The sequence below is a fragment of the Bradyrhizobium sacchari genome (assembly GCF_002068095.1).
Taxonomy (GTDB): Bacteria; Pseudomonadota; Alphaproteobacteria; order Rhizobiales; family Xanthobacteraceae; genus Bradyrhizobium; species Bradyrhizobium sacchari.
On sequence record NZ_LWIG01000013.1, the window covers coordinates 191,541 to 212,021 of the forward strand.

Below are 20,481 nucleotides of genomic sequence, written 5' to 3' on the forward strand. Positions count from 1 at the left end.
GGTGACGCGGGTGATGGTCTGCGCCGTCTCGCGCATGACGGAGGCGTTGTCGCTGAGGCCGCGCATGATCGCGCCGATCGCCTCGCGGAACGCCTCGACGGATTGCTCGATATGGCGGGCGCGTGCCTCGCGCGCGGCGGAATCCTGCGAGACCTGCGAAGCGAGGTTGCGATTGCGCGCCATCGCGTCCTGGAACACCTGGATCGCGCGGGCGAGTGCGCCGATCTCGTCGGCGCGGCCGGAGTGCGGCACCTCGACGTCCTCGGCGCCGTCGGCGACCTGCTTGATGGTGGCGGTGATGGCGGCGAGCGGCCGGGCGATCGAGCGGGCGATGATGACGATGCCGATCACGACGAGAGCCAGCGCCAGGCCGCCGAGGCAGGTCAGGACGAAGGACAGGGTGCGGTTGGTCTCGGTCTCGTGCGCGATCTGCCTGGCGCGTTCCGCATAGACCTTGGACAGCGCCTCGAGGTCCTTGTTCAGCGCCGAGCGCACGGCACGGTTGGCGTCGTTGTCGCCCCATTCGCGGCCTGCGGCCGCATTGATCTCGACGCCGCGCCGCACCAGCTCCTTGCGGAATTCCACGAACTGCTCGATGCGCTTCTTGAAGGTCGCGAACTGCTCGGCATCGTCGGCCTTGACGATGGTCTCCCAGCGCTTGACGACGTCGAGGATCTGGGCGTTGAACTTGAGCAGGCCCTCGCCGTATTTCTTCACCACCGCAGGCTCGGTCGACATGTAGACGCCGCGCGATTCCATCACCACCGCATAGACCAGCGAGTTGACGCGCTCGACGTTCAGCGCGGCTGCGTTCGCCGTCTCGATCGCGCTGGTCAGGTCGGCGCTGCGTCGGCTGTTGTAGTCGGACAGCATCGCGATCGCCGCGGTGAGCAGCGCAAACAGCGCGAAGATCGCGTAGAGCTTGGTGGCAAGCGTGAAGCGGCCTGCCAGCCCGGCGGCATTCCCAGATCGGTCGATGGTCATGGTTTTCGGGGCCCGGAATGGCCTGGATCGGCCGGTGAGCGCGGTGGTGCGGAATTGTTGCAAAACTATGCGAAACGAAGATGGACGCGGCGTTAACGCGCCCTTGGCGCCCTTCGTCCTTGGTCGAATGAAAGCTAAGATATTTCAGCGTCTTGATCCAAAGGTATAGTGTCAGGACAGTCTGGAGTCGGCCCTTGGCCGACGAACCCCGGAGGGGCCTTTGGTCTACCGCCATACCATCGACGCCACGACCTATGCCTTCGCGGACCTGCGCGACCTGCTCGCCAAGGCGACCCCGCCGCGCTCCGGCGACCGGCTGGCCGGCATTGCCGCAGGCAGCGCCGAGCAGATGATCGCGGCCCGGATGGCGCTCGCGGACGTGCCGCTCGGCCAGTTTCTGCAGGAAGCCGTCATCCCCTACGAGATGGACGAGGTCACCCGCCTCGTTCTCGACGGCCATGACGCCGAGGCCTTTGCGCCGGTGGCATCGTTGACCGTCGGGGCCTTCCGCGACTGGCTGCTGTCGGACGCTGCGACGCCGGAGGTCCTGCGCAAGCTGGCCCCCGGCATCACCCCGGAGATGGCGGCCGCAGTGTCAAAACTGATGCGCAACCAGGACCTGATCCTGGCGGCGCGGAAGTGCCAGGTCACCACCGCCTTCCGCAACACCATCGGGCTGAAAGGACGAATGAGCACGCGGCTGCAGCCGAACCATCCCTTCGACGACGCCAGGGGCATTACCGCCTCGATCCTCGACGGCATCCTGCTGGGGGCTGGCGATGCCTGCATCGGCATCAATCCGGCCAGCGACGACCCGGCGGTCATCGCCCAGTTGCTGCGGCTGCTCGACGAGATCATCGGGCGCTTGAAGATTCCGACGCAAGCTTGCGTGCTGACCCATGTCACGACGACGCTGTCGCTGATCGGGCAGGGCGTGCCGGTCGACCTCGTCTTCCAGTCGGTTGCCGGCACCGAGGCCGCCAACCGCAGCTTTGGCATCGACCTCGCGTTGCTGAGGGAAGGACAGGAGGCCGCCCTGTCGCAGAGGCGCGGCACGGTCGGGCAGAACGTGATGTATTTCGAGACCGGGCAGGGCTCGGCACTGTCGGCGGGCGCCCATCACGGCGTCGATCAGCAGACCTGCGAGGCGCGCGCCTATGCGGTCGCCCGCGCATTCGCGCCGCTCCTCGTCAACAGCGTCGTCGGCTTCATCGGCCCGGAATATCTCTACGACGGCAAGGAAATCATCCGGGCGGGCCTGGAGGATCACTTTTGCGGCAAGCTGCTCGGCCTGCCGCTCGGACTCGATATCTGCTACACCAACCATGCCGAGGCGGACCAGGACGACATGGACAACCTGCTGACGCTGCTCGCCGCTGCCGGCGTCACCTTCATCATGGGCGTGCCCGGTGCCGACGACGTCATGCTGAACTACCAGTCGACGTCTTTTCACGACGCGCTCTATGTCCGGGACGTCTTCGGTCTGCGCCGCGCGCCGGAATTCGACGACTGGCTGGCGCAGTCGGGCATCGTGGACGCGAATTTCCGCCTTGCCGGCGATGCAGGCCTGCTGCCCGATTTTGCCTCGCGGCTGATCGCGTGAGGCGCGGGAGACGCCAACTCCCTCAGGAAACCATTGGTCCCTCTCGGAATTATGCCTACGCCACAATATTGAGAAATTCCGGCGACCGCATTACGCTATGTGTCTGGCTGGCAATTTCCGCAACCAGGTCGAGCGTGGCGGGGGAGCTTTGATGCGAGCTGAAAGCAACGGTACGTCCCGGCGGATTCTCTGCGTGTTTCCGCGCTACACATCTTCGTTCGGTACGTTCGAGCATTCCTATCCACTGACCGATGGCGTCCGCGCCTTCATGCCGCCGCAGGGCCTGCTGCTGATCTCCGCCTATCTTCCGAAGGACTGGCAGGTCAAATTCGTCGACGAGAACCTGCGCCGCACCACGAAGGAAGAGTTCGAGTGGGCGGAAGCGGTGTTCGTCAGCGGCATGCATATCCAGCGCCAGCAGATGAATGACATCTGCCGCCGCGCCCACGAGTTCGATCTGCCGGTCGCGCTCGGCGGTCCCTCCGTGAGCGCCTGTCCGGACTATTATCCGTCGTTCGACTATCTCCATGTCGGCGAGCTCGGTGACGCCACCAACCAGCTGATCGAGATTCTGTCGCGCGACACCTCGCGCCCTGACGAACAGGTGGTGCTCACTACCAAGGACCGGGTGCCGATGACGGAATTCCCGATCCCGGCCTACGAGCTCGCCGACGTGAAGAAATACTTCCTCGGCAGCATCCAGTATTCCAGCGGTTGTCCCTATCAGTGCGAGTTCTGCGACATCCCCGGCCTCTACGGCCGCAACCCACGCATCAAGACGCCGGAGCAGATCATCGCCGAGCTCGATCGCCTGCGCGAATGCGGCATGACCGACACGGTCTATTTCGTCGACGACAATTTCATCGGCAATCGCAAGGCGGCGATGGATCTGCTGCCGCATCTGATCGAATGGCAGAAGAAGACCGGCTATGTGGTACGGCTCGCCTGCGAGGCGACGCTCAACATCGCCAAGCGGCCCGAGATCCTCGAGAAGATGCGCGAGGCCTATTTCATCACCATCTTCTGCGGCATCGAGACGCCCGACCCCGATGCGCTGAAGGCGATGCACAAGGACCACAACATGATGGTCCCGATCCTGGAGGGCGTGCGCACTATCAACTCCTACGGCATGGAAGTCGTCTCGGGCATCATCATGGGGCTCGACACCGACAAGCCCAACACGTCGGAGGCGCTGCTCTCCTTCGTCGAGGAGTCCCGGATTCCGCTGCTCACCATCAACCTGCTTCAGGCGCTGCCGAAGACGCCGCTATGGGATCGGCTGGAGAAGGAAGGGCGCCTGGTCGAGGACGAAGGACGCGATTCCAACGTGGACTTCCTGCTGCCTTATGACGATGTCGTCGCATCCTGGAAGCACGCCATGGGCGTCGCCTACGAGCCCGAGAAGGTTTATGCGCGCTTCCAATACCAGTGCGATCACGTGTATCCCCACCGTCTCAAGATGCCGGTCCCCGACGAGATGAAAACCTGGCCGAACATCCGGCGCGGTCTCGTCATGCTGCGCAACATCTTCTGGAAGGTCGGCGTGCTCGGTGATTACAAGCGCGTGTTCTGGAAGTTCGCGCTCGGACGCATCAAGCGCGGCGACATCGAAGGCCTGATCGGCTGCACCCTGATCGCGCACCATCTCATCACCTTTGCGCGCGCGGCCTCCAGCGGCAAGCAGAACGCCTCGAACTACTCGATCCGGCTGCGTGAGGCCGCCGTTCCCGCCGAATGAGCGACAAGTCCGTTCCGGCCCGTCCCTTGATCGACCTCAGGTCGTTTACGCCCGCGCGCGTTGCGCTCGGGCGCAGCGGTGCGAGCGTGCCGACAAGGCCGCTGCTCGATTTCACGCTGGACCATGCCCGCGCCCGCGACGCGGTGCACGCCGTCTTCGAAACGCCGCGCCTGGTCGCCGATCTCGGTGCGCTTGGCCTTGCCGTCAGCGAGGTGAGGAGCCGGGCCGTCGACCGCAGAGACTATCTGCGGCGGCCCGATCTCGGACGCCAGCTCGATCCGGATTCCGCCAAAGCTCTCGCCCGGGACGCCGCCGGGCCATGCCAGCTCGCGCTCGTGATCGGCGACGGCCTCTCGGCTGCGGCGGTCCACGCCCATGCGGTGGCGCTGGTCTCGCGCCTGCTGCCGCTGCTTGCCGAAGGCGATGCGGTCGCGCTCGGCCATGTCGTCGTCGCCTCAGGCGCGCGTGTCGCGCTCGGCGACGAGATCGGCGCGATTCTCGGTGCCCGCATGGTCGTGATGCTGATCGGCGAACGGCCCGGCCTGTCCGCGCCGGACAGTCTCGGCGCCTATCTCACCTTCGCGCCGAAGCCGGGCCGCACCGATGCCGAGCGCAATTGCGTGTCGAACATCCACAAGGCTGGGTTGAGCCATGACGAGGCCGCCTTCAAGATCGGCTGGCTGATCCGCGAGGGCCTCGCCCGGGAGGTTTCGGGCGTGGCGCTGAAGGATGAGAGCGCCGACAGGGTGCCGCGTCGAATTGGCACGGCTTTGCCGGAATGACGGGCATTTCCGGAAAAATCGCCGCATCTTGATCGATTCGGCCACCCTTCGGCTGCTTGCGAAAAGGCCTTTCGACCTGCTAAACCGCTGCCGGCGTTTTTCCGCGCATTTTCAAGGGGCAAGCCTCCCATTGGTATGGCGTTTTCAAGCCGTTCGCGGGGCGCAATAAGCTCACAAGACCGAGCCGATTTAGGAACTGGACAAGGCATGCTCGAAAAGCACAGCGAGAGTGAGGTTCATGTCGACAAGGTCGAGCAGGGACCTGCGTCCTCCATCGCCTTCGGGCTGGAGCGGCTCGGCCTGATCGCCGTTCGGGCCCCGATCGTCTCCTGCATCGTCCTGCTCGCCCTGATTGTCGGCGCCGTATTCGGCATCTACCGGATCAAGATCGACGATTCGCTGTCGCAGCTGTTCCGTTCCGACACACGCGAATTCAAGCAGTATGAAGAGGTGACGAAGAAGTTCCCGGCCGAGGAGTTCGACGTCCTGGTCGTGGTCGAGGGCAAGACCCTGCTGGCGCGGAACAACCTCGAGAAGCTGCGCGACTTCATCACCGACATGCAGCTGGTCGAGGGCACGCGCGGCCTCGTCTCGCTGTTCTCGGCGCGCCAGGCACCGGCGCCGGGCAAGCTGCCGGCGGCGCTGTTCCCGCCCGAGCTGCCCGAGGGGGCGGCCTATGACAAGTTCATCGAGACCGTCAAGAACAACGAGATCATCCGCGGCAAGCTGCTGTCGGAGGACGGCACGCTGGCGCTGATCGTGCTCTCGCTTGATCCGGAGGTGGTCGCCTCCAGCAAGCTGACCAAGACCGTGGGCGACATCCGCGCGCTGATGAAGGAAGACCTCAGCGACACCGGGCTCAACGTGCAGCTCTCCGGCGTGCCGGTGATGCAGCTCGAGATCCGCAACGCGGTCGAGCGCGACGGGCTGACCTACAACATCCTCGGCATCCTCGCCGGTTGCGTCATCGCCATCATCTTCTTCCGCAAGATCTCCTTCATGATCGCTGCGGCGTTCCCGCCGATGATCGCGATCCTGCTGGCGCTCGGCGCGCTCGGCTGGGCCAATTTCAACCTCAACATGTTCCTGAACGTGATGACGCCGCTCATCATGGTCATCAGCTTCTCGGATTCGATGCAGCTGACCTTCGCGGCGCGCGACCGGCTGATCGCCGGCCAGGACAAGTTCACCGCGTTCAAGAACGCGGTGCTGGTGGTGGGACCGGCCTGCGTGCTGACGCATGGCACCGCCGGCATTTCCTTCATCGCGCTGCAGTTCTCCAATTCCGACCTGATCCGCAAGTTCGGCGAGGCGGGCCTTGCCGCCACCATCATCGCGCTGGTCGCGGTGCTGTCGCTGGTGCCCGTGTTCGGCGTGCTGTTCGTGCGCAACGAGAAGGTCTTCGCGGTCAAGTTCCAGGGCGCCGATGCCGGCGTCCAGGCGCTGCGCAATTTCTGCTACTGGATCGCGGTGCGCATGGTCGGCCGGCCCGGCCTGTTCAGCCTGATCGCGGTGCTGTTCGTCGGCGGCCTCGGCGTCATCTACGCCAATCTGGAGCCGCGCTACCGGCTCGCCGACCAGGTGCCGGACAAGCGCCAGGCTGTCGCCGCCAGCGACCGGCTCGACGCCAAGCTCACCGGCGCCAACCCGGTCAACGTGCTGATTGCGTTCCCCAAGGGTGAAACGCTCTATTCGCCGGAGACGCTGCAGACCATCGCCGACGTGCATGCGACCGTGGAGAAGGCGGCCGGCGTCGGCAACGTCTGGTCGCTCGAGACGCTGCGCCGCTGGCTCGCGGAAAAGGCCGGCAGCGCCGACGTCGCGACGCTGAAGGAATATGTCAGCGTCATCCCCGAGCATCTGGTGCGGCGCTTCATCGACGCCGAGCAGGACGCCGTGGTGGTCGCGGGCCGCGTGCCGGACAAGGATTCCAGCCAGCTGCTGCCGATCGTCGACAAGCTCGATACCGAGCTCGACGCGATCCGCAAGAAGCATCCCGGCTACGAGATCGCGGTGACCGGTCTTGCCGCGATTGCGGCGCGCAACTCGGCCAGCATGATCGAGAAGCTGAACCGCGGCCTGACCGTGGAATTCGCGCTGGTCGCGATCTTCATCGGCCTTGCCTTCCGTTCATGGGTGGTGATGCTCGCCTGCATCCTGCCGGGCATCTTCCCGGTCGTGATGTCGGGAACGGTGCTGTGGGCGATGGGTGAGGGGCTGCAATTCGCCAGCGTCGTCGCGCTCACCGTCTCGTTCGGCCTGGGCTTGAGCGCCACCATCCACTTCCTCAACCGCCTGAGGCTCGAGAGCAAGCCGGGCGTCGGCTCGGCGCTCGCGGTGGAGCGGGCGACCGTGCTAGTCGGCCCCGCGCTGATCCTGACCACGGTGGTGCTGGCCTGCGGCCTCGTCGTCACCGTGTTCTCCGACTTGCCGTCGCTGCGGCTGTTCGGCTGGCTCAGTGCCTTCTCGATGGTCATGGCGCTCGTCGCCGACCTCTTCATCCTGCGGCCGACCGCGATGTGGCTGATCAACCTGCACGGGAAGCTGCAAGGTCCGGACAAGCCGGCGATCTGAGCGTGGGGCGGCGCTCACACCTCGACGCGGACGATCCCGTACGGGTTGAACTTGAAATCGTCCTCGGCGTAGTCCTGCTCCCGTGACAGCGTGAGCTTGCGATCGCGCAATGTCGCATCGATGCCGTGCTCGGCCATGGCGTTGGCGATCTCCTCCATCAGCATCACCGCGGACCACTCGTTGCCGCGCGATTTCGCGACATAGACCTCCGGCAGGCCGACGAGGTGATAGCCGACGGTCTCGTAATAGCGGTCGCCGCCGAGCGGGCGCTTGGCGAAGGCAAGGCGACAGGTTTTGGAGAGAGCGAGCGTCATGCCGAGGCCCTGGCTGGTTTTTGCGCCCGTACGTGCCTGGTCGGCGAGGCTACGCCATCGCGCAAGTCCGTGGGCGATACCCGCACTTTCGCCCTTCACGGCGGTGGCGCCGGCCTCGATCATCTCCTCGACGATGCGCAAGGCCGCCGCCGAATAAGCGACCGCCTTCTGCTGCTCCAGCGGCGGGCTCAGAACGTAGAGTACCGCCTTGTGATTGACGACGGCCGCTTCGTCTGCCGCGGACCACGCTTTCGGGAAGACGCGGTCCCAGCACACGCCGAACGAGCGCTCCATGTGCGGATCGGGCTTGGATTGCGAATAGGTGCGATCGATCTCGAAGCCGAAATCGGCGATCGTCCTGGCCACCGCCTTCGGCGGGTGCAGCAGGCCGTCGTCCTTGCCGAGGAAGCAGAGCACGTGCCGCGGTTTTACCGACGAAGGCTGCATGTCCGTCTCCCGCTGGATTGACGGTTGATCATTGGCCCATGCGCGACTGGCGGCGAAGAGCCCGATTGCTTTGAGCAAGTGTCTACGGAGATGGTTCATGTCAGCAAAAAGCCCCCGGCTCGCGGAGAACCGGGGGCGTGTTCCTCATCGGCTGGGAAGGGCGTCAGCCCTTCGTCATCGTGATGTTGACGCCGCGGATCTCGCCCTTGGAAGAGATCTGCACCGTCTGCTTGGTGCCGTTGGTGCGCAGCGACAGATTGGCGGCGAAGCCGTTGGCCTCGACGAACACGTCGATCTGGCCGCCGCCGGCGGTGCCCTGAAGATTGCCGAAGATATTGCGGCTCGCCTCGCTCCAGTTGCCGGAGATGCGGTCGCCCTGGCTGGTCACGTCGCTGGTCAGGTCGAACTTGTAGCTGTCGGAGGCGCAGTGCAGGGCCTGCTTGAGGTTGAGACCGCTGCCGGCGACCTTGTAGTCTGCCTTGCAGCGGATGCGTTCGGTGGAGCCGTCGGACAGCGAGACCGTGCCGGTGCCGGTCCACGCGCCGTCGAAGCCGGCAAACGGTCCGGACGACTGTGCGTGGCTTGCCGAAACCGAGAAAAGCAGCGCAGCTCCAACGCCGGCCGCCGTGATTGCCAGTCCAGATCGCCCAAAGAACTTCATCATGAATATCCCGTTTTGGAACGACGTCCGCTGAGAATGAAGGACGTCTCGCCACATCGAAGGTTTAGTGTTCCGAGCCTGTGTCAGGTTCAACGCGCCAGGGCGAGAGATGGTGGTTCACGGCGATCTGGCGCGGTGCCCGGACCCCTGCGATGAGGCGCGTTTCGGTGTGTTTCCGGCCGAAACGGCGGGGGAGAGATGCAGCGCTGCAACAGCCGTGCAGCAAAATGCGGGCTCTCTGAATTATGACGTAGTATCAAACCCTTACATCTGCCAAGGAAGGCGCAGGGAAGACCCGATTTGGTGGGTGCGGCGCCAATTTGGCCGCATTTGCCAGTGCTTGTGCCTTCTCCGAGGCCGCACTTTCCGCGGCACTTGCCATCAGAACAATCCGTTCCGGCCGTCCTGTGCAGTCCGGGATTGGTGCGATTCTGCCGTCAGAATGAAGGAATACAATGCGTAAGCTTCTCGTCGCTCTCACCCTGCTGTCGGCATCCCTTTCGACGGCGGCGTTCGCTCAGCAAGGGCGCGGCACGGACGCCGAGCAGAAGGCCTGCACGCGCGATGTGCAGAAGTTCTGCCGTCCGGTCATCGACCAGGGCGATTTCACCATCCTGGCCTGCCTGAAGGAGAACCGGGCCAAGATCTCGCAGGCCTGCGACCAGGTCCTGAAGAACCACAACCAGTAAGATCGGCCATTGGCCCACCAGGCGGCCCCCGGGGCCGCCTTTTCGGGCCCGATCCACACAGGGCAGCCATCGAGAGCAGGATTGGTTTTGCGGCCGTATTCCCCTATATGGGGGCCGCGGCGGCATCGCCGGCATGAGCCCGCGCGAGCGAAAAAGCCCTTCCTGTCCAAACGATTGTTAGCCAGCCCTCGATGACCTCAGCGAGCGAATTGCGATCCGGCAAGGGTGACCGCGACGAGAATTTTCCCGTCGCGTCCTGGATCATTCATCCGCGTCATCGCGCCCTGATCCTCGCCTATTACAATTTCGTCCGCACCGCCGACGACATCGCCGACCACGCGACCCTGCCGCCCGACCAGAAGCTCGCCTATCTCGACCTGCTCGAGGCGGAACTGCTCGGCAAGGGCGATACCCAGGCTGAGGCCGTCACGCTGCGCCGCGCGCTGGCCGAGCGCGGCATGGCGCCGCGCCACGCGCTCGACGTGCTCATCGCCTTCCGCATGGACGTGACCAAGCTGCGCTACGAGACCTGGGACGAGGTCATCCACTATTGCCGCTATTCGGCGATGCCGGTCGGCCGTTTCATGCTCGACGTCCATGGCGAGAGCACTTCGACCTGGGCCGCGTCGGATGCGCTCTGCGCCGGCCTGCAGATCAACAACCACCTGCAGGATTGCGGCAAGGATTTCCGCGAGCTCAACCGTGTTTATCTGCCGCGCGATGCGCTGGCCGCGAGCGGTGCTTCGGTCGAGCAGCTTGGCCTCCCCCAGTCGCCGCCGGCGATGCTGGCCTGCCTGCAGTCGCTCGCCGCGCGCAACGAAGCGCTGCTCGATGAGGGCAGGTCGTTGAGCGCGGAAATCCGGGATTTCCGCCTCGGCGTCGACGTCTCCGTCATCCAGGCCTATGCCGACCGCATCGTGGGCCTCTTGAAGGTGCGCGATCCCTTGCGCGAACGCGTGCATCTGAACAAGTTCGAGCTTCTCACCTTCAGCCTCGCCGGCATGATCGGCGAAGTCGGCCGCCGCGCGATCGGACGCAAGGCCATTTCCAGACCGGGGACTGCCCATGACGCTTGAGGCGACCACGCCCGGCGCCAGTTATGGCCCGAGCGCATCCGGCAGCTCGTTCTATGCCGCGATGCGCATCCTGCCGCACGACCAGCGCGAGGCGATGTTCCAGATCTACAGCTTCTGCCGCCAGGTCGACGACATCGCCGATTCCGACGGGCCGCGCGACGAGCGGCTCGCCGCGCTCCAGCAATGGCGCAACGACATCGACGCGCTTTATCGGGGCAATCCGCCGCCGCGGCTGAAGGACTACGTCGCCTCGGTGAAGACCTTCGGACTCAAGCGCGAGGATTTCCTGGCCATCGTCGACGGCATGGAGATGGACGTGCCGCAGGACATCCGCGCGCCCGACATGGCGACGCTGGATCTGTATTGCGACCGCGTCGCCAGCGCCGTGGGGCGGCTGTCGGTACGGGTGTTCGGCATGCCGGAAGAAGACGGCATCCTGCTCGCCCATCATCTCGGCCGCGCGCTTCAGCTCACCAACATCCTGCGCGACATCGACGAGGACGCCGGTCTTGGCCGGCTCTATCTGCCGCGCGAGGCGCTGCTGCATGCCGGCATCACCTCCAACGATCCGAACCGCGTCATCACCGAGCGCGCCCTGCCGAAGGTCTGCCTGCCGCTGGCGCAACGCGCGAAGGTGCATTTCGAGAAGTCGGACGAGATCATGAATCGCAACAAGCGCCGCGCCGTGCGCGCGCCGCGGATCATGTCGAAATATTATCATTCCATTCTGGACCTCCTGATCGCGCGCGGGTTCAACGCGCCGCGCGAGCCGGTGCGTGTGTCGAAGATCACACGCATCCTGATCCTGCTCCGTTACGCTTTCATCTGATGCAAAACACAGCTCACATCATCGGTGCCGGAATTTCCGGCCTCTCCGCCGCGGTGCGGCTCGCCAATGCCGGCTTCAAGGTTGCCGTGCACGAGGCGACGCATCAGGCCGGTGGCCGCTGCCGGTCCTATTTCGACGGCGCGACCAATCTCACCATCGACAACGGCAATCACCTGCTGCTGTCGGGCAACAGCCATGCGCGCGCCTATGCGCGCTCGATCGGCACCGAGGCGGGCCTCGTGGGTCCCGACAGCGCACAATTCCCGTTCGTCGATCTCAAGACAGGGCAGCGCTGGCAGATCGATCTCGGCGACGGCCGATGGCCGACCTGGGTGCTCGACGAAAGCCGCCGCGTGCCCGACACCGGCCTCACCGATTATCTCAAGCTGGCGCCGCTGATCTGGGCGTCGGAGGAGACGCTGGTCGGCAAGTCCATTCCGACCGAAGGCATCCTCTATCAGCGCCTGGTGCAGCCGCTGCTGCTGGCGGCGCTCAACGTCGATCCGCCCGAGGGGTCGGCCGGGCTCGCCGGCGCGATCGTGCGCGAGACTCTGCTCGCCGGCGGGCAGGCCTGCCGTCCGCTCATCGCGCGCGACGGTCTCAGCGCCGTGCTGATCGAGCCCGCGGTGACGTTTTTGCAGGAGCGCGGCCACACCGTTCAGCTCGGCCATGAGCTGCGTTCGTTCGTCAGCGCCGACGGCAAGGCGACCGCGCTGAACTTCGGCGGCGAGGACGTGATTCAGCTCGCTGCGGGTGATGTCGTCGTGATGGCGGTGCCGCCGCGCGCGGCGTCCAGCCTGCTGCCGGGCCTGAAGACGCCGACCGAATTCCGCGCCATCGTGAACGCGCATTTCCGTATCACACCGCCGCCGGGCTCGGCGCCGATCCTCGGCGTGATCGGCGGCGTCGTGGAATGGCTGTTCGCGTTCCCGAACCGGCTGTCCGTCACCATCAGCAACGGCGACCGCCTGGTCGACATGCCGCGCGAGGAACTCGCGCAGGCGATCTGGAACGACGTCTGCAAGGCGGGCGGTGTCTCCGGCGAGCTGCCCCCTTGGCAGATCGTGCGTGAGCGCCGTGCCACATTTGCGGCGACGCCTGCCCAGAATGCCCTGCGTCCGGGGCCGGTCACCGCACTGAAAAACCTATTCCTCGCCGGCGACTGGACTGCTACGGGATTGCCGGCAACCATCGAGGGATCGGTTCGATCAGGCGATCGCGCCGCCGATCTGGTTTTGGCCGCAAAGCGGCCCTGACGGGCAAGTGTCCCGGTCAATTTCAATCGACTATCGGAGCAATCGAGCGAGATGGATTCCGTGAACGCGACCAGCGGCGAAGCCCTTCAGCCGGGCATCCTGGAATCGAGCATTGCGTCGGCGACGCAAGGCGTCCTCGGCTTCCAGCAAGCGGATGGCCATTGGGTGTTCGAGCTCGAGGCCGACTGCACGATTCCGGCCGAGTACATCCTCTTGCGCCACTATCTCGCCGAGCCCGTCGACACCGTGCTCGAGGCCAAGATCGCGAACTATCTCCGCCGTGTGCAGGGCGCTCATGGCGGCTGGCCGCTGGTGCATGACGGCGAATTCGACATGAGCGCCAGCGTGAAGGCCTACTTCGCGCTCAAGATGATCGGCGATTCCATCGACGCTCCGCATATGGTGCGCGCGCGCGAGGCGATCCACGCTCGCGGCGGCGCGATCAACAGCAACGTCTTCACCCGCTTCCTGCTCGCAACCTTCGGCGTCGTGACTTGGCGCGCGGTGCCGGTGCTGCCGATCGAGATCGTGCTGCTGCCGTTCTGGTCGCCGTTCCACCTCAACAAGATCTCCTACTGGGCGCGCACCACCATGGTGCCGTTGATGGTGATCGCCGCGTTGAAGCCGCGCGCCAGGAATCCGAAGGGCGTCGGCATCGATGAATTGTTCCTGCAGGATCCGCGCTCGATCGGCATGACCGCGAAGGCGCCGCATCAGAGCATGGCCTGGTTCCTGCTGTTCCGTTCGCTCGACGCGATCTTGCGTGTCATCGAGCCGCTGTTTCCGAAGAGCCTGCGCAAGCGCGCGATCGACGCCGCGCTCGCCTTCACCGAGGAACGCCTCAACGGCGAGGACGGCATGGGCGCGATCTATCCGCCGATGGCCAACATCGTCATGATGTACGACGCGCTCGGCAAGGACGAGAACTTCCCGCCGCGCGCGATCACGCGCCGCGGCATCGAAAAGCTGCTCGTGATCAGCGACGACGAAGCCTATTGCCAGCCTTGCGTCTCACCGGTGTGGGACACCACGCTGACTGCGCATGCGCTGCTGGAGGCCGGCGGCGACAAGGCGGTGCCTGCGGCCAAGCAGGGCCTCGACTGGCTGATCCCCAAGCAGGAGCTCGAGGTGAAGGGCGACTGGGCGGTGAAGCGGCCCGACGTGCGTCCGGGCGGCTGGGCCTTCCAGTACAACAACGCGTATTACCCCGACCTCGACGACACCGCTGTCGTGGTGATGTCGATGGACCGCATGCGCCGGGAGCACGGCGCGACCGGCTATGATGCCGCGATTGCCCGCGGCAGGGAGTGGATCGAGGGCATGCAGAGCGACGACGGCGGCTGGGCCGCCTTCGACGTCAACAACCTCGAATACTACCTCAACAACATCCCGTTCTCGGACCATGGCGCGCTGCTCGATCCGCCGACCGAGGACGTCACCGCGCGCTGCATCTCGATGCTGGCCCAGCTCGGCGAGACCGAGAAGACCAGCAGGCACGTCGCCGACGGCGTTGCCTATTTGCGGAAGACCCAGCACCCGGAGGGGTCCTGGTACGGCCGCTGGGGCATGAACTTCATCTATGGAACCTGGTCGGTGCTCTGCGCCCTCAACATGGCCGGCGTCGATCACGAGGACCCCATGATTCGCAAAGCCGCGGCCTGGCTGGCCTCGATCCAGAACAAGGACGGCGGCTGGGGCGAGGACGCGGTCAGCTACCGGCTGGACTACAAAGGCTGGGAGGCTGCGCCCTCAACCGCCTCGCAAACGGCATGGGCCTTGCTTGCCCTGATGGCGGCTGGCGAGGTTGATCACCCGGCCGTCGCCCGCGGGGTGGAGTACCTGATTGCAACACAGAACAAAAAAGGACTGTGGGACGAGCAGCGGTATACCGCCACAGGCTTCCCCCGCGTGTTCTATCTACGGTATCATGGTTACCCAAAGTTCTTTCCGCTGTGGGCGTTGGCGCGGTATCGGAACTTGCGGAACACCAACAGCAGGGTGGTAGGGGTCGGAATGTGACTTTGGGGACGGGGGACTATGTTACCGCGGGTAATGCCATCGACCCGCGGCCGATACTGATCGTGACCGGACTGGTGCAGGAGGCCCGTATTGCGGCCGGACCTGGCATGGCGGTCATCTGTTCGTCCAGCAGTCCGGCCCAGTTGCGGGCGCTGCTGACGGTGGTGGATCCCGAGACGATTCGCGGCGTGATCTCGTTCGGCGTGGCCGGCGGGCTCGACCCGACGTTGCGCTCCGGCGACGTCGTGCTGGCGACCGAGGTGCTCTCCGGCGACACCCGCTGGGCCGCCGGCCTGTCGCTGGGTGACGACCTGATCGAGCGCCTGACCTCGGGCCGCCGCCGCGTGGTGCGCGGCAGCCTCGCCGGCGCCGAAGAGGTGGTCACGAAGCGGTCCTGCAAGGCGGCGCTGCATTCGGAGACGGGAGCCTTCGCCGTCGACATGGAGAGCCACATCGCGGCCGCCTACGCCGCCGAGGCCGGGCTTCCCTTCGCCGCGGTCCGCGTCATCAGCGATCCCGCCCACCGCGCGCTGCCCGCGATCGCCCGCGCCGCGATCAAGCCAAACGGCCAGATCGACCTCGCCGCCGTGCTGCGCGGCATCGTGCGCAACCCGGCGACGCTGCATGCGCTGGTCTCGACCGGCATCGACTTCAACCGCGCGCTGCGCTCACTTCGCGGCTGCCGCGACTATCTGATCGGCACCGAGCTCGTCGACAGCGAGGCCTTGGTCTCCAAGGCGGCCTGAGCTGTTGATGCGATAAAACAACAGGCCCGGTCGCCACTGGCGACCGGGCCTTTCTGCGTTTTGGTACGTGCTTACTCGGTCGCCTCCATGCGGTTTCGGTCCACGACCCACAGCGTCCGTCGCATCATGCCCTCGACGATTGCCGCCGACTCGCTTGGGCGCAGATAGATCGCCGTGGACTTGAGCAGCCAAGGCAACACCGCTTGCTCGAGCCGCTCCTCATAGGCGCGGCGCATCATGTCAAACGCCTGCAGGCCGGGTCCCGCCAGGATCACATGGTGTGGGCGCAGCACGGATATCGTTGCCGCGACCGCCTCGGCGAGCGCGCGACCTGCCTGCTGGAAGACGTGCTCGAGACGGGGATCGCCGCTCCGCGCTCGCTCGCGCAGGAGGGCCATCTGCGCCTCGGAAGGCTGTTGCGCCGCCGCCGGCGGCAAGTCGAGGAAAGTGCGGGCGTCGCGGTAGAGCGCGTAGTCGGCGAGATGGGCCTCGATGCAGCCGCGCTGGCCGCAGCGACATTGCGGCCCGTTCGATCCCAATTTGATATGGCCGATCTCGCTGCCGGCACCGGCGCCCCAGCGCGCTTCGCCGTCGACGACGACGCCCATGCCGACGCCGTGGCCGACCATGATCGTGGCCGAGAGGCCCTGCGCCAGTGACGGCTCCGCAGCGGTGAGGGCGAGTGCAACCGCGACGGCGTCATTCGCCATCACGACTTCGGCGCCGAAAGCCTGGCGCACCGGCGTCACCAGATCGATATCGGTGATGGACAGCGCCGGGCTCCAAAGATGCCGGCCGGTATCCGCGTTCACGATGCCCTGGAGGGCAATCCCGATTCCCAGCAGGCGATGGCGCGGTGTAGCCGTCGCTTCGAGCATCGCATCGATCTGCGCAATCACGAGATCGCACAGCGCGCTTGCATCGAGAGCCCGCGTCGCGATTTCGAGTCGCGATTGCGCCAGGCCGGAGCCGCTGAAATCCGCGATCAGCGTTTCAATGAGATTCATGCGCAGCGAGATCGCAATGATGCGACCGAATTCCGGGTTCAGGGTCAGCAGCACGGCGGGCCGGCCACGGCGGCGGCCGTTCAGTCCGTCCGCATCGTCTTCGTCCGTGTCGTCGGACCATGGGGTTGCCGCTGTTTCGGTCTCGCACAGCAGCTCCTCCGCGATCAGTCGCGACGTCAGGCCGGAAACGGCGGGGAAGCTCAATCCCGTGCTCCGGGCGAGCTCCACGCGCGGCAATGGCCCTTGACGGCGCAGGACTTCGACGAGGCGGCCGCGGTTGGAGCCGCGGGCGATGCCTGAAACGCGCTTCGGCGGCTCAATTTGGTCAACCATGTTGTCTCTTTTATTCATCAAGTGAAATTAATTTGGGTCAGAAAGGCAGTGTGATCGGAAAAGCACAGCCATAAGGCGCCGTTTGCGAGCCATATTTACTAATATCATACCTCATGTACTATTTCCGCTTGAAGAAGGGGCCAGTACATCCTGATTTCGGTGTTTTTGCTCTGCGACATTTCTTCGCTGCGTGAATAAAATAGGCGCAAAAGCGCTGTGAAGCCCTCGTCAGGGGGCAAAGGGAGGTGCAGATGAACGGATCGATGAAGAAATTGCTAGTGCCGTTGCTCGCGACTGCCGCGCTCGCGATGGCGTCGGGTGTGGCGCCGGCCCAGCAGAAGAAGACCATCGCGCTGGTCACCAATGTTGCTGCCGACTTCTGGATCATCGCCGGCCGCGGGCTCGAAAAGGCGCAGAAGGAACACCCGGAATACAATATCGAATTGATCGTCACCAACGACGGCACGGCGGCGGGCCAGCGGCGCGAGTTGGACGACTTGCTGGTGCGCGGCGTCGCCGGCATCTCCATCTCGGTCGACGATGCGCCGCATGCGACCGAGCAGCTCAACAAGGTTGCGGCCAAGACCGTATTGATCACGACGGACAGCGACGCGCCGCAGAGCAATCGTCTCGCCTATATCGGCACCGACAACGTCGCGGCCGGGCGGCAAGCAGGCGAGGAGATCAAGAAGGCGCTGCCGAACGGCGGCAAGATCGCGCTGTTCGTCGGCACGATGGACGCGGACAATGCCCGCGAGCGGGTGCAGGGGATCAAGGACGCGATCGCCGGCACCAAGGTCGAGCTGGTCGACGTGTTCACCGACCAGGTGGACTTCGCCAAGGCCAAAGCGAACATGGAGAACGTGCTCGTCAAATATCCCGACATTGCGCTGCTGTCCGGTCTTTGGAGCTATGAGACGCCGCTGATCTATGATGCGGTCAAGGCGGCGGGCAAGGCCGGCAAGGTGAAGATCGTCGGCTTCGACGAGGACCAGCGCACATTGCGGGGAATATCCGACGGCACAATCGAATCCACGGTCGTGCAGCAGCCGTACGAATTCGGGTATCTCTCCGCCACCAACATCATCAAGACCCTGAACGGCGACAAGTCCTGGATCCCGGCTGACAGCAAGCTGATCGTCCCCACGCAAGTGATCAGCAAGTCCAACGTCGCGGAATTCACCGCAAATCTGAAGGCACTTCTGAAGAAGTGACTTTCAGCGCCTTTCGACGCCCGGCTGGCACAGCCGGGCGTCGTGCGGGAGGAAATGAATGGCGGAAATCCTGTTCGAACTCGCCGGGATCAGCAAGTCCTATCCCGGGGTCATGGCCCTCGACGACGTCAGCCTGCGTGTGTACCGCGGCGAGGTGTTGGGCCTGATCGGCGAGAACGGCGCCGGCAAATCGACGCTGATGCGCGTGCTGGGCGGCGTGATCGCCCCGAGCGAGGGCGTGATCCGCATCGGCGGCACCGAGCACGACCGTATGACGGTGAACGAGGCGACGCAGGCCGGCATCGCCTTCGTGCATCAGGAACTGAACCTTTTCGAAAATCTCGACGTCGCCGCGAACGTCTTCATCGGACGCGAGAGACTTGTCGGCGGCCCGCTGAAGCTGGTGGACGAGGCGGAGATGCGCGCCCGCGTGACGCCGCTGCTGGAGCGGCTGGGCGCCGATTTCACCCCGGACACGCTGGTCGACAATCTGTCGATCGCCGAGCGTCAGCTGGTGGAGATCGCCAAGGCGCTCTCGATCGACGCACGCGTGATCATCATGGACGAGCCGACCTCCAGCCTGACGATTTCGGAGACCGAACGGCTGCTGGAGGTGATTGCCGATCTGAAGGCGCACGGCATCTCGGTGATCTACATCTCTCACCGGCTCGGCGAGATCATGACCTGCGCCGATCGCGTCGTGGTGCTCCGCGACGGGCGCACGGTCGGCGAGCTGGCGCGGGACGGGCTGAGCCATGCCGCAATGATCCGGCTGATGATCGGTCGCGACCTGAAAGCGCTGCATACGGCGCCGAAGCGGCCGCCGCAGCCGGGCGGCTGCGACATCGTCGGCCTCGTGACATCGGCCTTTCCCGACCGGCAGATCGATCTTTCCGTGCGGCATGGCGAGATACTCGGGCTGGCAGGGCTCGTGGGCGCCGGCCGCACCTCGCTGGCTCGCGCCGCTTTCGGCATTGACCCGCCGCTGGGCGGCGAGATCAGGATCGACAACGCGCCGGTCGATGTCGCATCGCCGCGGGACGCGATCAGGCAAGGCATCTATCTGATGCCGGAAGACCGCAAGAAATCCGGGCTCGTGCTGGAGCTGCCGATCCGGGAGAACGTGACCCTGGCCAGCCTGCTGGATTATGCGTGGATGTGGCTGGTCAGCGGCCCGGCCGAGCGCAAGGTCGCCAAGGAGCAGGTGCGGCGCCTCTCCATCAAGGTGCCCAGCATCGATACGGAGGCGGTGACGCTCTCCGGCGGCAACCAGCAAAAGGTCGTGCTGGGCAAGTGGCTTTCGATGCGGCCGCGCGTGATGTTCTTTGACGAGCCGACCCGTGGCGTCGATGTCGGTGCCAAGAGCGAGATCTACACGCTGATGCGCGAACTCGCCGACCAGGGCGTCGCGATCGTGATGATTTCTTCGGACATGGAGGAGGTCATTGGCGTCTCCGACCGGATCGCGGTGATGCATGAAGGGAGCGTCAGCGGCGTGCTGGAGCGCCCGCAATTCAGCGAATACAACGTGCTGCAGCTTGCCATCGGCCAGGCGCCGGACACCGTGGAAGCGGCTGCGCCATGAACAAAAAAGAACTCGGCCTGGGCTTGCTGCTCCTGGTGATTTCCGCCGTCACCGGCGCGATCAATCCGGCCTTCCTGTCGCTGGTGAACCTGCTGAACATGGCCAATCTGATCGGCCTGTTCGGCGTGTTTGCGCTCGGCGAGGGGCTCGTGATCATCACCGGCGGCATCGACCTCTCGCTTGGCTCGATGTTCGCGCTGCTCGGCGTCATATTCATCGACCTTCTGACGACTCATCAGGTTCCCTGGCCCCTGGCGCTGCTGGCCGTTTTGCTGGGCGGGCTGGTGCTGGGAGGAATCCAGGGTTTCCTCGTCACCCGGCTGAAGATGCAGCCTTTCATCGTGACGCTGTGCGGGTTGCTGATCTATCGCGGCGCCGCCCGCTACTATACGTCCGACTCGACACGCGGCTTCGGCTACGGCGATGAGGCCGCGACGTTGAGCAGCATTGCCTCCGGCAATGTGGCGGGCATCCCGAACACCTTCATCCTTCTGATCATCCTTGCGCTTGTCCTCGGCGTGGTGCTGCACCGCTCGGTCTACGGGCGCTGGCTCTATGCCGTCGGCAAGAACGAGGAGGCGGCGCGCTTCTCGGGCATCAACACCAATATCGTGATCGCAACCG

General features: G+C 65.0%; 17 protein-coding genes. 13 read left to right on the forward strand and 4 right to left on the reverse strand.

Going from position 1 to position 20,481, the window contains the following annotated elements:
* Window positions 1–984: HAMP domain-containing protein (locus A5906_RS44565; RefSeq protein WP_245326773.1), on the reverse strand; the 984-nt coding region annotated here is incomplete at its 3' end.
* A 220-nt stretch (window positions 985–1,204) separates the two neighbouring features.
* Between A5906_RS44565 and A5906_RS17995 the strand changes: the two genes are divergently transcribed.
* The 4 genes from A5906_RS17995 (at window position 1,205) to A5906_RS18010 (ending at window position 7,681) form a co-directional block, all read left to right on the forward strand.
* A complete protein-coding gene (locus tag A5906_RS17995) occupies window positions 1,205–2,587 on the forward strand; it encodes an ethanolamine ammonia-lyase subunit EutB (RefSeq protein ID WP_080136720.1) in 1,383 nt (460 codons plus the stop codon).
* Window positions 2,588–2,738: 151 nt separating this feature from the next.
* The gene (locus A5906_RS18000; RefSeq protein WP_080136721.1) at window positions 2,739–4,325 is read left to right on the forward strand and encodes a B12-binding domain-containing radical SAM protein; all 1,587 of its coding nucleotides are present in this window, start codon (window positions 2,739–2,741) and stop codon (window positions 4,323–4,325) included.
* Window positions 4,322–5,107, forward strand: coding sequence for an ethanolamine ammonia-lyase subunit EutC (gene eutC / locus A5906_RS18005; protein WP_080136722.1), 786 nt, complete (start codon window positions 4,322–4,324; stop codon window positions 5,105–5,107). Before A5906_RS18000 ends, eutC begins: the two co-directional genes overlap by 4 nt.
* A 207-nt stretch (window positions 5,108–5,314) precedes the next feature.
* Window positions 5,315–7,681 carry an efflux RND transporter permease subunit gene (locus A5906_RS18010; protein WP_080136723.1) on the forward strand — a complete coding sequence of 789 codons (2,367 nt, stop codon included), beginning with the start codon at window positions 5,315–5,317 and terminating at the stop codon, window positions 7,679–7,681.
* A gap of 14 nt (window positions 7,682–7,695) precedes the next feature.
* On the opposite strand, the gene A5906_RS18015 is transcribed toward A5906_RS18010, so the two are convergent.
* Window positions 7,696–8,541 (reverse strand): hypothetical protein, encoded by an 846-nt coding sequence (locus tag A5906_RS18015; protein WP_080136724.1) that lies wholly within the window; start codon window positions 8,539–8,541, stop codon window positions 7,696–7,698.
* A gap of 64 nt (window positions 8,542–8,605) precedes the next feature.
* Window positions 8,606–9,103: a hypothetical protein gene (locus A5906_RS18020; protein ID WP_018648252.1), complete on the reverse strand. Its 498-nt coding sequence runs from the start codon at window positions 9,101–9,103 to the stop codon at window positions 8,606–8,608.
* Between the two features lie 455 nt (window positions 9,104–9,558).
* Between A5906_RS18020 and A5906_RS18030 the strand changes: the two genes are divergently transcribed.
* The 6 genes from A5906_RS18030 (at window position 9,559) to A5906_RS18055 (ending at window position 15,718) form a co-directional block, all read left to right on the forward strand.
* The gene (locus A5906_RS18030; RefSeq protein ID WP_008553259.1) at window positions 9,559–9,792 is read left to right on the forward strand and encodes a hypothetical protein; all 234 of its coding nucleotides are present in this window, start codon (window positions 9,559–9,561) and stop codon (window positions 9,790–9,792) included.
* Window positions 9,793–9,983: 191 nt separating this feature from the next.
* Window positions 9,984–10,868 carry a squalene synthase HpnC gene (hpnC, locus tag A5906_RS18035; protein ID WP_080136726.1) on the forward strand — a complete coding sequence of 295 codons (885 nt, stop codon included), beginning with the start codon at window positions 9,984–9,986 and terminating at the stop codon, window positions 10,866–10,868.
* The gene (hpnD, locus tag A5906_RS18040) at window positions 10,858–11,697 is read left to right on the forward strand and encodes a presqualene diphosphate synthase HpnD (RefSeq protein ID WP_080136727.1); all 840 of its coding nucleotides are present in this window, start codon (window positions 10,858–10,860) and stop codon (window positions 11,695–11,697) included. Before hpnC ends, hpnD begins: the two co-directional genes overlap by 11 nt.
* Window positions 11,697–12,953, forward strand: coding sequence for a hydroxysqualene dehydroxylase HpnE (gene hpnE, locus A5906_RS18045; RefSeq protein WP_080136728.1), 1,257 nt, complete (start codon window positions 11,697–11,699; stop codon window positions 12,951–12,953). Before hpnD ends, hpnE begins: the two co-directional genes overlap by 1 nt.
* A gap of 51 nt (window positions 12,954–13,004) precedes the next feature.
* Window positions 13,005–14,972, forward strand: coding sequence for a squalene--hopene cyclase (gene shc, locus A5906_RS18050; protein WP_080136729.1), 1,968 nt, complete (start codon window positions 13,005–13,007; stop codon window positions 14,970–14,972).
* Entirely contained in the window at window positions 14,969–15,718 is a 750-nt protein-coding gene (locus A5906_RS18055; protein ID WP_080136730.1) for a phosphorylase, read from the forward strand. Before shc ends, A5906_RS18055 begins: the two co-directional genes overlap by 4 nt.
* A gap of 71 nt (window positions 15,719–15,789) precedes the next feature.
* Here the strand turns inward: A5906_RS18055 and A5906_RS18060 are convergent, their stop codons facing one another.
* Complete coding sequence (locus A5906_RS18060; protein WP_080136731.1) at window positions 15,790–17,058, reverse strand: ROK family protein; 1,269 nt, start codon at window positions 17,056–17,058, stop codon at window positions 15,790–15,792.
* Window positions 17,059–17,309: 251 nt separating this feature from the next.
* On the opposite strand from A5906_RS18060, the gene A5906_RS18065 reads away from it, so the two are divergent.
* From A5906_RS18065 to A5906_RS44570, 3 genes are all read left to right on the forward strand, one after another.
* Window positions 17,310–18,272, forward strand: coding sequence for a sugar-binding protein (locus A5906_RS18065; protein WP_080136732.1), 963 nt, complete (start codon window positions 17,310–17,312; stop codon window positions 18,270–18,272).
* Between the two features lie 58 nt (window positions 18,273–18,330).
* A complete protein-coding gene (locus tag A5906_RS18070) occupies window positions 18,331–19,857 on the forward strand; it encodes a sugar ABC transporter ATP-binding protein (protein WP_080136733.1) in 1,527 nt (508 codons plus the stop codon).
* A partial coding sequence (locus tag A5906_RS44570) for an ABC transporter permease (protein WP_245326774.1) occupies window positions 19,854–20,481 on the forward strand: 628 nt, incomplete at its 3' end. The genes A5906_RS18070 and A5906_RS44570, both read left to right, overlap by 4 nt.

Excerpts from the sequence above, each read along its gene's own strand:
- A5906_RS18010 (WP_080136723.1), top strand. The coding sequence starts at position 5,315 with ATGCTCGAAAAGCACAGCGAGAGTGAGGTTCATGTCGACAAGGTCGAG.
- A5906_RS18015 (WP_080136724.1), bottom strand. The coding sequence starts at position 8,541 with ATGAACCATCTCCGTAGACACTTGCTCAAAGCAATCGGGCTCTTCGCC.
- eutC (WP_080136722.1), top strand. The coding sequence starts at position 4,322 with ATGAGCGACAAGTCCGTTCCGGCCCGTCCCTTGATCGACCTCAGGTCG.
- A5906_RS18060 (WP_080136731.1), bottom strand. The coding sequence starts at position 17,058 with ATGGTTGACCAAATTGAGCCGCCGAAGCGCGTTTCAGGCATCGCCCGC.
- A5906_RS18000 (WP_080136721.1), top strand. The coding sequence starts at position 2,739 with ATGCGAGCTGAAAGCAACGGTACGTCCCGGCGGATTCTCTGCGTGTTT.
- A5906_RS18065 (WP_080136732.1), top strand. The coding sequence starts at position 17,310 with ATGAACGGATCGATGAAGAAATTGCTAGTGCCGTTGCTCGCGACTGCC.
- A5906_RS18030 (WP_008553259.1), top strand. The coding sequence starts at position 9,559 with ATGCGTAAGCTTCTCGTCGCTCTCACCCTGCTGTCGGCATCCCTTTCG.
- hpnC (WP_080136726.1), top strand. The coding sequence starts at position 9,984 with ATGACCTCAGCGAGCGAATTGCGATCCGGCAAGGGTGACCGCGACGAG.
- shc (WP_080136729.1), top strand. The coding sequence starts at position 13,005 with ATGGATTCCGTGAACGCGACCAGCGGCGAAGCCCTTCAGCCGGGCATC.
- hpnE (WP_080136728.1), top strand. The coding sequence starts at position 11,697 with ATGCAAAACACAGCTCACATCATCGGTGCCGGAATTTCCGGCCTCTCC.
- hpnD (WP_080136727.1), top strand. The coding sequence starts at position 10,858 with ATGACGCTTGAGGCGACCACGCCCGGCGCCAGTTATGGCCCGAGCGCA.
- A5906_RS18070 (WP_080136733.1), top strand. The coding sequence starts at position 18,331 with ATGGCGGAAATCCTGTTCGAACTCGCCGGGATCAGCAAGTCCTATCCC.
- A5906_RS18020 (WP_018648252.1), bottom strand. The coding sequence starts at position 9,103 with ATGAAGTTCTTTGGGCGATCTGGACTGGCAATCACGGCGGCCGGCGTT.